The organism is Neobacillus drentensis, from assembly GCF_036965425.1.
GTDB classification, from domain to species: domain Bacteria; phylum Bacillota; class Bacilli; order Bacillales; family Cytobacillaceae; genus Neobacillus; species Neobacillus drentensis_F.
Genome location: NZ_JBALPP010000094.1, coordinates 16,872 through 30,591, shown reverse-complemented (window position 1 = coordinate 30,591; position 13,720 = coordinate 16,872). Strand labels below are relative to the sequence as shown.

Here is a 13,720-nt window from a genome sequence, read left to right as displayed (position 1 = left end):
TGTAGAATGTAACAGTGTGAGTGCCTTCTGCTTCAACCGCGAAGCTTGTTCCTTCAGTGAAGTCTGCGCCATCGATAGAATAGTAGGTTGCTTTTACGCCGCTTAAATCGTCGGTTGCGGTTAGCTTGACGTTTATTGCATCTGTGTACCATTTGTCTTCGAGATTGCTAACTGTAGATGGAGCCGTTTTGTCTACTTTAACTTCAATTGTCTGCTTAGCTTCCATATTGCCGGCATTGTCGACGCTATAGAAAGTGATGGTGTTTACTCCCGCTTTATCAACTGGAAACCTTGTACCTTCTTGGAAATCTGAACCGTTGACGGAGTAGTAGGTTGCATGAACACCTGAAAGATTATCACTCGCTGTTAATTCTACAAAACTGTCACCAATTACATTGGCAGTAGTTTTTGGTGCTTCTTTGTCGATTTTTACTTCTACGGTTCTTGCTTCCTCCACGTTGCCAACATTGTCAACACTGTAGAAGGAAACTTTATGAACGCCCTCTTTTTCTAACGTAAAGCTAGTACCTACAACAAATTCTGCATCATCCACAGAATAATAGGTGGCCTTGACTCCTGATAGATTATCTTTTGCTGTTAGTTCCAAGTTAACATCAGTGTTATACCAATACGTGCTGGCATTAATCACTGTTTCCGGTGCTTCTCTATCGATTTTGACATCAACCGATTTGGCATCCTCTACATTTCCAGCATTATCAATGCTATAGAAGGAAACGGTATGGATTCCTGCTTTGCTGATAGTTAAATCGGTTCCCTCCACGAATTCTGAACCATCAATAGAATAATAGGTGCTCTTGACACCGCTTAAGTCATCCGTAGCGCTAAGAGCAACGGATACATCATCCTTTGACCATTCTAGATTTGTTTCGGCTGTCGTAACAGGCGGTGTGACGTCAGAAGGCTTATCGATTTCAACGGTAACTGTTGCATAGTCAATCGACTCTGTTCCGTCTTTTGTGACAGGTACGATTTGATATTCGTGCGTGCCTTGTTCTTCTGGGGTTTCTATGGTGTAGTTTGGATCGGTAGTTGTTCCTACAAGAACACGTTCACCGTTGACCACTTCGTAAATGTTGTACTTGTCTGCTTCTGGGACTGGTTCCCAAGAGAAGTTGATGGAATCATCCTTTACTTCTGGTTTAGCATTTTGTGGTGCCCTTAAAACTGGATTAACATCCACTACCACAATATTAGAATATGAGGATGAACCGAATCGATCAGATTTTGCAATGACCGCATACTCATGTTTACCTTGTTCTAAATCAGTAGCATAGTAAGAATTATTAGTAGTGATTTTTATTAAGTTAGGCACACCATCTACAAGTTTATAAACCTCATATTCAGTTGCATACGGATCCGAAGACCATCTAATTGATGCACTGTTTTCTGTATCCTTTACTGCATAAGCAATTGGTGCTTGCATTTCAGGAAATGCAATTGTTTTGTTGTATGTCCCAGGTGTGGATTCCCCAAATCGCTCGCTTACAGAAACGATTTCAAAGGTATAGTCCCCTTCTGGAAGGTTAGTAAAGTAGTGGGAACGATTTGAAGTGGTTTCAATAAATTCTTTCTGACCATTTACTACCTTATAAAGTTTATAAGTGTCTGCATAATCTGCTGCTGACCACATGAGCAAAAGATCATTTCCGTTATAGACATAAGAATAAATTTGACCAGGAGGAAGTAATGTTGGATAAACTACCTCTATTGTAGTTTGACTTCCTGTTTTTGATTCCCCAAATTTTGATAAGGCAGTTACTTCATAAACATGCTGTCCAGCAGAAACGTTTGCTACATACTGGTTTGTATTTGAAGTAGAATTGACAAGTTTTCTTTTCCCATCAATAATTTCATAGATATTATAAGAAGTGACATTTTGCACCGTATCCCATCTTAAAATAACATTATTGACATTGTTAATATAAGACTTTAATCCAGTTGGAGCAGGAGTTTCAGGATATATAACGTTTACTTTTATAGAACTTGATGTGGAGTCACCGAACTGGGTATTGTAAGAAATAACCTCATAAAGGTGTTCCCCTTCTGATACATTAGAAAAATATTGGCTCGCCTTCGTCGGTGTAGCAATTAATTGCTTTTGGCCATTTAATATTTCGTAAACCTTATAACCAGTGGCGAATTCCGTTGCATTCCAGGTTAAAGAAACATCATTGCCGTTTACAACACTTGAGGATAGTCCGTTAGGAGGTTGCATTGTTGGATATTTTATTTCGACGGTTAATAAAGATGAAAGCTGTGACTCTCCTGTACTATTAACGGCTGTAACCCCATAAGTATGAGAACCTTCTTTAACACCTGCAAGATAACGATTAGGTGACGTTGTTTGAATGATTAAAACTTTGTCTTGGCCTTTAATCTCATAAACCCGATAGGCAGTTGCACCATTTACATCGTTCCACCTTAAAATAACATTATCAATCCCATCAAGAACATAGCGAAAATTATCAGGTGCTGGTAAAGTTATTGCGGCAAATACAGACTTGACTGGTGAAAATAATTGCAATACTAAAGCAGCTATAACGAATAAAGAAAGTTTTTTCCTTATTTTTTGCATACCTCTTCCTCCCTTTCACTTATTTATCTATAGCTTAAAAAGAAGCCCCTTCTTGAAAGAGACTTCTTTTCAATTGAAGTAACCCGTTATTAACCACGAAGAAGCTGTAATACACCTTGAGGCTGTTGATTAGCCTGTGCAAGCATAGATTGTGCCGCTTGAGAAAGGATATTGTTTTTCGTAAATTCCATCATTTCGTGTGCCATGTCAACATCTCTTAAACGGGATTCCGCAGCTGTTAAGTTTTCTGAAGAAGTGCCAAGGCTATTGATTGTATGCTCTAAACGGTTCTGGACAGCCCCCAATTTAGAACGTTCAGTTGAGACTGTACTAATGGCAGAATCAAGAACCTTAATTGCTTTCTCAGCACTAACTTCACTCATTAGAGATATATTTACACCATTGTTTTTTAGTCCCAAAGCAACCGAATCCATTGCATTGATGCCAATTTCTAGAGTTTGTCCCTCATTTGCTCCCACATGAATCGATACAGTATTGTTTGCTGAACCGACTGTGATAGTAGAAACCTGATTATTCGCAGGATTTCCAGCAGCGTCAACAATTGAACCGTTAAAGGTTAGTTGCAGATTAGATACTTGTACAACAGAGTTTGCACGAACGGCAATTCTTCCGTCTCCTGCACTAGCTCCAGCAGGACCAATATCAACTTGTGCAACATAGTCACCTTTGTTTGCTGCAACTTGTAGTTGTTGTAACCCGCCATTTTTCCCAGTATTCAATGAACTATTAAATGATGTACGATCAATACCTTCTGATGAAGTTGCTGAGATGCTGAATGAGCTAATGTCATTAGCTGCACCTTTTTGACCTGTAATTAACATTCCTCCATCGGTACTAAGCCCTGACACTGGCGCATCCAGACCCAAGGCATCTAGGTCAGCTCCAAAATCACCAGCTCCATCTGCAGTGTCCATTGCTACTGAGCTAGCCCCTAATGTATTTTTAACAGTGGACATAAAATCATCTAAAGTACTGTTAGCCGACACTACATAAACGGCATTCTTTACTTCGCCACCTACTACTGCAGATAGAGTAATTTCATCGCCCACTTTAAGCCCGTAGTTACCACTTGCATCTCCGAGATCGGTGAGTTTGGTATTGCTGGTAACAGCGGCAGCACTGCCTGAAGTGTAATCTTTTAATGCACCTGTTTGCCAAACTGATGCAGTATCAGCAGTTAACGCAGTACCTGTAGTGACAGTAGTGGTTCCAGAAGCAGCAGTTGAAGAAGAAATTACATTAGCTACAGATCCACCTGTTGACTGAGCAAATTTAGCAGTTTTAGAAATATCACCATTTAAAATCTTGAAGCTGTTGAATTCGGTATTATTTGCAATTCGATCCACTTCATCAATTAATTGGTTAACTTCTGTTTGGATATTTTGTTTATCCTGAGTTGTTGAAGTCCCATTTGCCGCTTGGTTCGAAAGTTCACGAACACGCTGTAAAATACTGTGTGTTTCGTTTAACGCACCTTCAGCTGTTTGAATTAACGAAATCCCGTCTTGAGCATTCTTTTGTGCTTGATCTAATCCGCGGATTTGCGCTCTCATTTTTTCAGAGATTGCTAGGCCCGTAGCATCATCAGCTGCACGGTTGATACGTAAACCTGAAGACAATTTCTCCAAATTTTTCGCTGAAGCCGAAGAGTTTGCACTTAATTGATGGTAAGCATTTAGTGCGGAAATGTTATGGTTGATTCTCATTTCGTTTTCCTCCTAGTCATTTTGACAAATTTTTATTTGTTTTTGTCTTGCTACTAGTAAGTAACGACATTTTTCGGCGTTTGGAGAGGGATTTTTTCATATTTTTTATAATAAATATCTGTTTTTGTACGAGAATTTATGAAAAAAAAGCGAGACATAGATTCGAAATAAATTTATCGGCGAATCTGAGTGGTTTATCGGCGAATTTTTCGTTTTATCGGCGAATCTGGAGCGTTTATCGGCGAATTTTTCGTTTTATCGGCGAATCTGCTGCATTTATCGGCGAATTGATATTCATTATGAAAAAGTCCTCCTTCGGAAAGTACACTCGTCCCTTTTTTGTTCCTGAACTAATAAGATTTGCAGAGCGAAGTAGTCTTTTTGCAACGTCCTCCGATTTTATCTGGCCAAACTCGCGAAACTGTCTATTTGTAATTTTTGAATCAATTAGTAAAAAGTAGTCCATCAAGGCGTTTATGTGGGCATCCTTTGACAATTTCCCGCAGGAAGGGCAGAACCATTGCTGTTTTTTCCTAATGAGTGGAACATGATTGCAGTTGGGACAAAAAACACCAGGTTTGATATCTTCCTTTTTAATTTCATATTTTTTTAGAATGTAGTTTGTGGGAATTGTATTCATTTTAACGAGGAGGCGGCCGAGTTTTCGGAGATCCTTTGCGGTGAGTTGTGGAGTTGAATACATGTTTTCGAAAAACTGAATTTTGTTTATAAATGCATCTGATTTGCATACCCGCGGCTTAACCTTATAAGCGTTTTTGCCTGTTATAACATAAGAGGAATAGTTATTGCTGATCACACATAGATAATCAACGGGAACCGGTGGAAATTTATGGTCAACCATTAGTTTTTTTATGTATTCTTGATGTCTTTCCGCTTGAGAGATTGGATCAGGATAACCTTTTTCATTTTCATGAATGATTTGCGTAAACTGCCTATTTTCGGTATCAAATATCAATTTACCGGCCATATTTTTCACTTCAATAATCAGGGCGAATTCTGGTGTGAGGAGAAGAGTATCAATTTGGCAGTTGTAGTCACCATCTGGGAGGTTTAAATCGTGAAGGATCATGTATTTGTCGATAGGAAGGAGGCGCAGATAATAATCAAGAGAAACTTCACCTTGATAGCCCGCTTGTCTTCTGCCAAGTTCCTCTAAAATTTGCTGATATTTGGGGTAATTCAGAGGAAGTCGACGGCATAAAGCCTCTAAAATAAGAATTACTAATGGTATGGTTCTTTTTTTGATAATCAAACTTATCACTCCTTTCAGTTTGATTAAAGAATTCAAAAAAGTGCACCGAATATCCTGCCGAAATTTAGCGAAATTTGTTAACAAACTTTGTCCATATATTTTATCGGCGAATCTGAATGATTTATCGGCGAATATTTCATTTTATCGGCGAATTTGAGTGGTTTATCGGCGAATTTTCCAATATATCGGCGAATCCATATTTAAGTACAAAAAAAGCGCCCCGAAAATCCGAGGCACTAACAAAAACCTAGCGTAAAAAATCAACCAATGTCGGCTGGATCGCCTTAGCACCGGAAGACAGCGCTGCATTCAAAACCGTTTGCTGCGTTGTAAAATTAGTGATGACCTTCGCCAAGTCGGCATCTTCTGTTTTGGTAAGCATGCCTTTAGTTGAAAGTTCCGTTTGGTCTAAGCGGTTGATCATCATTTCTAGTTGATTAACATTCGAACCAACAATCGAGCGGTGGGCGAGAAGATTGTTCAGTTGCTTATCCAAATGATCTAAATATTGTTGGGGGTCCTTGCCCGCTTCTAGTTCACCGGCAATTTTATCAATGGTTTCTACAAGATTTAATCCACCCGATTTATAATTAAAAATGTCCATTCCATTGATATTGACCTTCATAAAAACACCCTGTCCGACATTCCATGAAAGGGGCTGATTATTAGTATTCACAAATTCTCCACTAACAAACGGTTCCGTATCTGTGTCGGTCCCTGCAAACAAATAGCGGTCGCCCAGCCTGGCATTGGCAATATTCCCGATATTCCCTTTTAGGGCCTTTAATTCCATCGCAATCGTATCCAAGGAATCTTTATTATTCACGCCATTACTGCCTTGAATCGTTAATTCTCTCACCTTTTGCATGACTTGCGTCAAGTCATCGAGGGCATTATCCGTGGTTTCAAGCCAATTCTGTCCATCTTCAGCGTTTCTCTTGAATTGTTCCGTTTCGGCTAAGGCAGACCGGTAAGACATAATTTGCACCGATTTAACGGGATCATCGGAAACACGATTAATCGCTTTCCCGGAAGCAATTTGTTCCTGAGACTGACTCATTGCCCGATAATTCGTCTGAATATTTCTGATTAACTGTGTGCTTAACATGTTTTGTGTGACACGCATACCATTCACCCCCTAGATACCCACTCGTCCTGTTCCATTAATTAGCTTATCCAGCACTTCATCCATGACAGAAATATATCTGGAAGCGGCATTGTACGATTGCTGGAATTTCACCATATTGGTCATTTCCTCATCAATGGAAACACCGGAAACGGACTGCCGTTGATTCTCGGCTTGCTGCACTAAGGTCTCCGAATTCGTTTCCATTTGAATTGATTCCTGTGTTTTAATTCCGATATCACCGACAATCGTTCGATAAAAATTATTCATTGTCGTGGTTTGATTAGAAAAAGAAACGCTTTTGAACTTTAAGTCATTGAGCAAATTAGCGTTTCCTGCATCACTTACATTCGCCGCCCTGGCCGCAGCGATTTTATTTAAGGACGAAATAATAAGTGGATTGACCGTGATTTCGCCGGCGGTTCCCGGATCGCCTGCGCTGCCCTTTGCTACAAAAAATGGAATTCCATCTAGTGGTGCATTCGGGTCATTTTTTCGATTTTGAATATCGTCCAAGTTCATCGCACTTGCGTCACTATGAATTTGATTGACTTCCCTGCTGAACACCGCAACAAGTTCATTGATTTTTGACATAAACGAAGGAATATCCTTAGTCAGCGAATCAATCATCCCCGCTAATTCTCCTGATTTCAGGGTAATATTTTTCCCGTTCAATAACGCCTGATTATTCAACGGATCAAAAGAGATAGCGGAGCTCTGATCCCCATTCACTAGATACTCTTGTCCCATGAAAATATCGACCATTCCGTTAGCGGCAGGTTTTACTTGGATGTCAGCCATTTTAGAAATTTTATCAATTAACAAATCCCGTTGATCCATTAAATCATTGGGCTGCTGTCCGCTCGCTGAAATTTTCGCAATTTGCAAATTCAATTGACTGACCTGCTTCGTCAGATTATTCATTTCCTGCATTTTCGTCGTGGCCTGATTTTGTAAATCCGTGGTTAAATTATCTATAGAATCAGAGATTTGATTAAAGCGGCCGGCCAAGGCATTGGCATTAGAAAGCAGTGCGGCACGTGCTGCTAAACTGTCCGGCTCTTTCGATAGGTCCTCCCAAGACTGCCAAAAACGATCAAAACTTGCTTGCAAGCCGTTATCGGCAGGCTCGTTTAGCGTTTCTTCAATTTTCGAAAGGGTATCATGCTTCACATTCCAATATCCAAGCTGTTCATTTTGACTGCGGAACTGACCGTCTAAAAATGAATCACGAATCCGGTTAATTTCTTTCGTTTCGACGCCTGTTCCAATTTGCAAAGGGCCATTTCCTACATTCATCCCTGGGTAAGAAAGCGGATTTGAGGCTTTTGTAATAGCATTTTGCCTTGTGTAGCCTTCTGTATTGGCATTGGCGATATTATGTCCGGTAACGCTTAGTGCCGTCTGCTGGGCAAAAATAGCTCGTTTTCCGATTTCTAAACCGTGAAAAGTAGAAAGCATTCTAATTCCTCCTTGCTGCTTGTTTGAAGCTACTTACACCTTTGCCTCGAAAAAACTTTTTGAAAAAGTGGTAGGGGCATAGCTTTTCGCCGAATAGGTGAGCGAGGCCTCTTGTTTTTGGGTGAATAGCCCTAGCATGTTATTGATATACGTTAGTGAAGTTTCGATCAACTGCCGGTTCAAACCGTGCTGCGCCTCTATCTCTATTAGTTTAGTTTTTAATTCGCTTTGATAGGATAAAAGTTCTTCTTTATCCTTCGTTGACGAGCTGTTGGCAATAATCTCGCTCAAGGAATGAGCTTGATAAGCAACCGTTTCGGTTTGTCGTTTCTCCTCTAGCAAACTTATCTCTTTAATCAAAACGGACTCTTTTGGAAAAATGGACAACAGAAGTTCAGGATCACCTTTTATTAACGCCTCTTGTTTTTCCTTTCCAACTGCCAATAATTTTTCATATACCGCAATCATCTCTTCTAAAATTAGTTTTAATGGTTCAGTCGGCTTCATTTTTCAGTTCCTTTACTCCAGGAATCAAGCAATTTTTCAGCAATTTTTTGACTATCGACTTTGTAGGTGCCATTGTCAATTTGTTCCTTTAGTGCTTGGATTCTTTTTTCTCTTTCAGCAGTGATTTTTTCTTGTGCCGCTGGGGAGAACTCCACTTTATCTACCTGCACTTTTTTGCTGACGTCCTGCTGAGCTGTCTTGGTAATATTATTTTTATAGGATTGGATTCCTTGAAGACGACTAAAGTCATTGATTTTCATCTGTACTTCCCCTTTCTAAAAACTAAATCCCGAATCGAGTACATCTATTAGGTATTAACGACATTTTATCAAGAAGTGTTTAGCGGTTAAAAGTCTTTTCATAAATGGATTATGATGGTAAATTGTTTATTAATAACAAATCATTAGGGGAGTTCGAAGTGAATACTGCTTATTTAGCCGCTGCAGCTTGTGGATTGATCGGGTTAATTCTGCTATTACGTTTTTCTTCTAGAAAGAAAAACAAAGTCGTGCCCAGAAGAGAGAATCGAAGGAACGCTTTTCGCCTTAGTTTATGGGAGCATGAGTGTACGCTTACGGCGCCTTCTTCCCCAGGGGCCGTTTTCCATGGCACAATTCGCGACATTAGTACCACCGGAATAAAACTAATTTCTTACGAAGATTTGACCGGTATAGACGAGATTAAGGTCCATTTTGAATTAGAGGAATTTTTCTCCCTGCCTGGAAAGATCGAAAGGCGGAAACGATTAGACAACGGTTTGTACGAATTCGGGGTCCATTTTTTAAACTTAGACGAAAAAACAGAGCAAAAGCTATTTAAAATCCTTTGGGATAAAAGTAGAGAAAAAGTTGTACTTTAACGCAAAAAAGAGCCTGGGGGCTCTTTTTTAGCTTCGGATAATCCCATTCGCGATACCCAGCATTTGATCGGCATACGAAATTGATCTTGAGTTAAATTGAAATCCCCTCTGGGTTGTGATCATGTCGGTCACTTCTTTACTCAAATCAACATTGGAGGATTCAATATATCCCTGCTGGATGGTCGAATTGGCGGTGGCCAGGACTTCATTGGCAGAGCCTGTATAACGAAAAACATTTCCGCCTTCTCCTAATAATTTTTGCGGATTCTCGAATGTAACAATCCCAATTTGCTGGTTGGTAGAAGCAATCGTCCCGGACTCACTCACCGAAAAGTCGATGTCGTTTGGAATATCAATGGGTTGATTGTTTTTGTCCAAGAGCATATATCCCTCCGCGTTCACTAAGCGATATGTACCATTGTTTGTCGGGCTTTTTTGAAAGGAGCCATTTCTCGTATAAAATGCCTCAATACTTCCGCCCTGCCGTTTTCCTACTTGAAAAAAGCCTTGGCCTGAAATCATTAAGTCCAATGGATTATCAGTCGCTTTTGGGACTCCTTGGTCTAAAATGAGTTGCGTTCCATTTACATGAACCCCAAATCCAGCACGAACCCCATTGGGAGTCATCCTGCCGATTTCTCGATTGGCCGCTTTTTGGTTTTCAATGGAAATCGCTAAATTTTCCTCGAAGGACGCCTCTCTGCGCTTGAAACCGGCTGTTTCGGCATTGGCGATATTATTGGCAATCGTATCTAACTTTTTCTGATAGGAGTTTAAGCCGCTTGTGGCAATATAAAGCGAAGTATTCATGTTTCCATCCCCTTTTATACTCTGCCGATTGAGTTTAATAGTTCAAGTGAACGATCATAAGCCTGCAGAACTTTTTGATTTGCTTCGTATAATCTTACGTTTTCCATCATGTTCGTCATTGTCATTGTCGGATCAACATTTGAATTTTCAATCATTTTATGGTGAAGCTGGACACCTTCTGGTAACTCCGACAGGATGGCTGGATTTTGTCCGTCCAATTTAAACGTCCCATTCCCTTCTTTAATCAAGTCATTAGGATTTTGGATGAGGACCAACCCGATTGTGTCGACGATTTTGCGTTTGGAAGGGTCATCCGGATTGGCAATAATTTCTCCATTTGAAGTAATTGAAACCTCACCTGAAGCCACATTAGCATCGACCTGAATCGGTTTCCCCTGGTTGTTTAACACAGCATATCCTTCTAATGTTCGAAGCAGTCCTGCTTCATCAACCGTAAATCTTCCGTTTCGGGTATAACGGATTTCCCCACCACTATTGGTAACGGCGAAAAATACACTTGGCTTTTTCCCATTTACTAAGGGAATATTTCGATCATCGATAGCTACATCAAAGGGATTATTTGTTTCCACAAGATCGCCCTGCAGGAAGCTCGATATATTTTCTTGCGCATAAACTCCCTGCTGCATCGAACCAATCCAAGAAAATCCTGGCGCATTCTCCGTCGGGCTAGCTTTGGAGTCATTAATTCTTTCGAGGAAAACTTCTGGAAAGGCTCTTAAGGTGGTGTCTCCTTTTTTGTAACCAGGTGTTTCAATATTGGCTAGATTATTCGTTAAAGCTTCTTGCCGCCTTTGCAGAGCGATCATTCCAGAAGCTGCCGTATCAATCCCTCTTAACATGTTCAATCTCCTTTATTGAATAAGTAATTCCGTAGTATAAACATTGATTATTTCCCCTTCGGAGAATCTTTCATTTAGGCGGTCTTTTATTTTTTTCTCGAATGCTTCAATGTCCTTGAAATCTTCTTTTTTTGATTTTGAAAGGATTTTAATGATGTCACTTTCAATAATCGGGATAATTTTTTCAGCTTGTTTCTTCGTATCCTTTGAATCTAGTTCAATCGAAAATTTAACCTGAATTAAGTTGTCGGAATTGAGATTGGTGCTGATTTGGTTGGTTTCAATGGTTTGGTTGGCCAGTTTATCGATCGTCGCTGCCTCCGCTTTCCCAGCGTGCGCGCTTGTTTTTTTATAGTAAAATAGGCCCCCGCCAATCAACGCTGCAAGAATAATCGTGATTGTTAGAAATTTTTTCATCTTCTTTTCCTCCGTTATTCAAGTTAGTAATTACAGGTACAGGTCAATTAATAGACCCTTAATTTCCCCTATACTATCTAATAAACGGATATTTTGATCTTCTTGTTCAATCATTTCTTGTGAAAGTTGTAATAATTTTGTGTCAACCTCTTTTATTACCTTTAACTTTCGTTCCCTACTAGACATTGAAGGAAAAGATGTCGTTTCTTCTAAGGAGAGGCCAAATTTCACGACATCCTGCAGAAAGGACTTAATCATCCTTTTATACTGATGAAGATCCTTTAATGTCCGAGACCGTACTAATCTCTCCCCTTGCTTATGGATATCTTCCAAAAGGGCGTTTAACTGTTCCTTGGCATAATGGGTTTGTTTTTCTGTTAAGACTTGTTGAAATGAGGACGTTTCTACTGATTTTATTTCTTTTGGGGAAAACATCATATCTTTCGTAATACCGAATCCTTGACCGACTTTCAAATGCAAACACCCCATGACGGAATAATGATATTGTCGAATATTGTAAACTTAAATACAATGAGATTATAAATTTTTAAGAAAAAAAAGGAAAGGAGAATTTTGATGACAACCATTATCGGACTTATATTAGCAATTGTTTTTATTGGGGTTGGGATGGTGCTAAAAGGCGTTTCCGTTGAGGCCCTTGCAAACCCTGCTGCTTTTTTAATTATTTTTGGAGGAACAATTGCGTCACTATTTGTCGCTTTTCCCATGAGTGAAATCAAGAAATTCCCCATTCTATTAAAAATTGCTTTTATTGAACCAAAGCTGCCCACCCAGAACGAGATTATCGACATGATGGTAGAATGGTCAATCATCGCAAGAACAGAAGGTGTGCTAGCTTTAGAAGAACTCGCTGATTCTGTTGAAGATCCTTTTTTAAAAAATGGCTTAGAAATGATCATAGATGGCAGTGATCGAAAGCAAATGGAAGAAATTCTATTCGATGAATTAGACGCGGTTGCGGAAAGACATAAGGTTGGCAGTTTAATATTCAGCCAGGCTGGAATGTATGCTCCAACTTTAGGAGTTTTAGGCGCGGTTGTAGGTTTGATTGCAGCTTTAGGGCACTTAAATGACATGGATAAATTAGGATACTCCATCGCAGCTGCTTTTATCGCTACTCTTTTGGGTATTTTTTCAGGATATGTTCTTTGGCATCCTATCTCTAATAAATTAAAGCGGATTTCGAAAAAAGAACAAGATATCAAGGTCATGATGATAGACGGATTGCTGGCGATTCAAGATGGTTTAACCCCTAAATTGATCGAACGAAAGCTATCCGTATATTTACCTTCGAAGGCACGTTTAAAGCAGCAGGAGGAAATAATCAGTGAAGAAGCGGAGATTGCATAACCACGACGACGAGCATATTGATGAAAGCTGGCTTATTCCTTACTCAGACCTTCTCACTTTATTACTTGCATTGTTTATCGTGTTATTTGCATCAGGAAGTATAAACAATGAGAAGCTGCAGCAAATCATGATTTCGATGAATACGGCATTAAACGGGAAAGGAAACAGCATCATCCTAAAAGAAAATGCCAGTATTTCAAAAGATGTGAAAAAAAATAACAATGACGTAAATAAACAAGAAGAAACAGATAAACTCCAAACCTTAAAGGGACAAATCGAGCAGTATATTGAAGCAAAGGGGTTGGAGAAAGCCATCACGATCAAAGACGAAGCAAAAGGAATCAAGCTTTCTTTAAGTGATGTGATTTTATTTGAATCGGGCAAAGCAGATTTGAAAGGGGAGTCCCTTACCATCCTAGATGATCTCCTCGATTTAATTAAACAAGTGCAAAATCCAATCAGTATTGAGGGCCACACCGATAACGTCCCGATCACCGGCGGCAAGTTCAAATCAAACTGGGAATTATCGGCTGCACGAGCGCTGTCCGTTCTTTACTATTTTGAGCAAAAGGGAATCCCCTCAAAAAAGCTTCAATTTTCTGGATTCGGGGAACAAAAACCGATTTATCCAAACGATTCGCTTGAACACAGACAAGCAAATCGAAGAGTCGATATCACCATTTTAAAAACAGAATAGGGACCAATTCCCACAA

The 13,720-nt window shown here is 39.7% G+C and carries 14 protein-coding genes; 3 read left to right on the top strand and 11 right to left on the bottom strand.

The window, feature by feature from the left end; all coding sequences use genetic code 11:
- From V7161_RS21320 to flgM, 7 genes are all read right to left on the bottom strand, one after another.
- Window positions 1-2,596 (bottom strand): OmpL47-type beta-barrel domain-containing protein (locus V7161_RS21320; RefSeq protein WP_420491652.1); only part of this gene is annotated, 2,596 nt, incomplete at its 3' end.
- 89 nt (window positions 2,597-2,685) lie between these two features.
- Window positions 2,686-4,323 carry a flagellin gene (locus V7161_RS21315; protein ID WP_335714881.1) on the bottom strand — a complete coding sequence of 546 codons (1,638 nt, stop codon included), beginning with the start codon at window positions 4,321-4,323 and terminating at the stop codon, window positions 2,686-2,688.
- 235 nt (window positions 4,324-4,558) lie between these two features.
- Window positions 4,559-5,596: an NERD domain-containing protein gene (locus V7161_RS21310; protein WP_335714880.1), complete on the bottom strand. Its 1,038-nt coding sequence runs from the start codon at window positions 5,594-5,596 to the stop codon at window positions 4,559-4,561.
- 247 nt (window positions 5,597-5,843) lie between these two features.
- Window positions 5,844-6,722 (bottom strand): flagellar hook-associated protein FlgL, encoded by an 879-nt coding sequence (gene flgL / locus V7161_RS21305; protein ID WP_335714879.1) that lies wholly within the window; start codon window positions 6,720-6,722, stop codon window positions 5,844-5,846.
- A gap of 12 nt (window positions 6,723-6,734) precedes the next feature.
- Window positions 6,735-8,183, bottom strand: coding sequence for a flagellar hook-associated protein FlgK (gene flgK / locus V7161_RS21300; protein ID WP_335714878.1), 1,449 nt, complete (start codon window positions 8,181-8,183; stop codon window positions 6,735-6,737).
- 33 nt (window positions 8,184-8,216) lie between these two features.
- Window positions 8,217-8,690 (bottom strand): flagellar protein FlgN, encoded by a 474-nt coding sequence (locus V7161_RS21295; RefSeq protein WP_335714877.1) that lies wholly within the window; start codon window positions 8,688-8,690, stop codon window positions 8,217-8,219.
- Window positions 8,687-8,950, bottom strand: coding sequence for a flagellar biosynthesis anti-sigma factor FlgM (gene flgM, locus V7161_RS21290; protein WP_335714876.1), 264 nt, complete (start codon window positions 8,948-8,950; stop codon window positions 8,687-8,689). The genes V7161_RS21295 and flgM overlap by 4 nt, the downstream gene beginning before the upstream one ends.
- A 158-nt stretch (window positions 8,951-9,108) precedes the next feature.
- On the opposite strand from flgM, the gene V7161_RS21285 reads away from it, so the two are divergent.
- Window positions 9,109-9,549 (top strand): PilZ domain-containing protein, encoded by a 441-nt coding sequence (locus V7161_RS21285; protein WP_335714875.1) that lies wholly within the window; start codon window positions 9,109-9,111, stop codon window positions 9,547-9,549.
- 27 nt (window positions 9,550-9,576) lie between these two features.
- Here V7161_RS21285 and V7161_RS21280 read toward each other — a convergent pair whose 3' ends face one another.
- Genes V7161_RS21280 through V7161_RS21265 form a run of 4 tightly spaced genes read right to left on the bottom strand, consistent with a single transcriptional unit; the run spans window position 9,577 to window position 12,110 of the window.
- Entirely contained in the window at window positions 9,577-10,359 is a 783-nt protein-coding gene (locus tag V7161_RS21280) for a flagellar hook-basal body protein (protein WP_335714874.1), read from the bottom strand.
- Between the two features lie 14 nt (window positions 10,360-10,373).
- Window positions 10,374-11,219, bottom strand: a complete 846-nt coding sequence (locus V7161_RS21275; protein WP_335714873.1) for a flagellar hook-basal body protein — start codon at window positions 11,217-11,219, stop codon at window positions 10,374-10,376.
- Between the two features lie 12 nt (window positions 11,220-11,231).
- The gene (locus V7161_RS21270) at window positions 11,232-11,636 is read right to left on the bottom strand and encodes a flagellar basal body-associated FliL family protein (protein ID WP_335714872.1); all 405 of its coding nucleotides are present in this window, start codon (window positions 11,634-11,636) and stop codon (window positions 11,232-11,234) included.
- A gap of 30 nt (window positions 11,637-11,666) precedes the next feature.
- Window positions 11,667-12,110: a YaaR family protein gene (locus tag V7161_RS21265; protein ID WP_335714871.1), complete on the bottom strand. Its 444-nt coding sequence runs from the start codon at window positions 12,108-12,110 to the stop codon at window positions 11,667-11,669.
- A 96-nt stretch (window positions 12,111-12,206) separates the two neighbouring features.
- Here V7161_RS21265 and motA point away from each other — a divergent pair, with 96 nt between their 5' ends.
- Both motA and V7161_RS21255 read left to right on the top strand, forming a co-directional pair.
- Complete coding sequence (gene motA, locus V7161_RS21260) at window positions 12,207-13,007, top strand: flagellar motor stator protein MotA (RefSeq protein ID WP_335714882.1); 801 nt, start codon at window positions 12,207-12,209, stop codon at window positions 13,005-13,007.
- Window positions 12,985-13,704, top strand: coding sequence for a flagellar motor protein MotB (locus V7161_RS21255; protein WP_335714870.1), 720 nt, complete (start codon window positions 12,985-12,987; stop codon window positions 13,702-13,704). The genes motA and V7161_RS21255 overlap by 23 nt, the downstream gene beginning before the upstream one ends.
- Window positions 13,705-13,720 lie beyond the last annotated feature (16 nt).

What these genes read in the sequence shown, in the direction of transcription:
- V7161_RS21315 (WP_335714881.1), bottom strand. Translation starts at nt 4,323, where the DNA reads ATGAGAATCAACCATAACATTTCCGCACTAAATGCTTACCATCAATTA.
- flgL (WP_335714879.1), bottom strand. Translation starts at nt 6,722, where the DNA reads ATGCGTGTCACACAAAACATGTTAAGCACACAGTTAATCAGAAATATT.
- flgK (WP_335714878.1), bottom strand. Translation starts at nt 8,183, where the DNA reads ATGCTTTCTACTTTTCACGGTTTAGAAATCGGAAAACGAGCTATTTTT.
- V7161_RS21295 (WP_335714877.1), bottom strand. Translation starts at nt 8,690, where the DNA reads ATGAAGCCGACTGAACCATTAAAACTAATTTTAGAAGAGATGATTGCG.
- flgM (WP_335714876.1), bottom strand. Translation starts at nt 8,950, where the DNA reads ATGAAAATCAATGACTTTAGTCGTCTTCAAGGAATCCAATCCTATAAA.
- V7161_RS21280 (WP_335714874.1), bottom strand. Translation starts at nt 10,359, where the DNA reads ATGAATACTTCGCTTTATATTGCCACAAGCGGCTTAAACTCCTATCAG.
- V7161_RS21275 (WP_335714873.1), bottom strand. Translation starts at nt 11,219, where the DNA reads ATGTTAAGAGGGATTGATACGGCAGCTTCTGGAATGATCGCTCTGCAA.
- V7161_RS21270 (WP_335714872.1), bottom strand. Translation starts at nt 11,636, where the DNA reads ATGAAAAAATTTCTAACAATCACGATTATTCTTGCAGCGTTGATTGGC.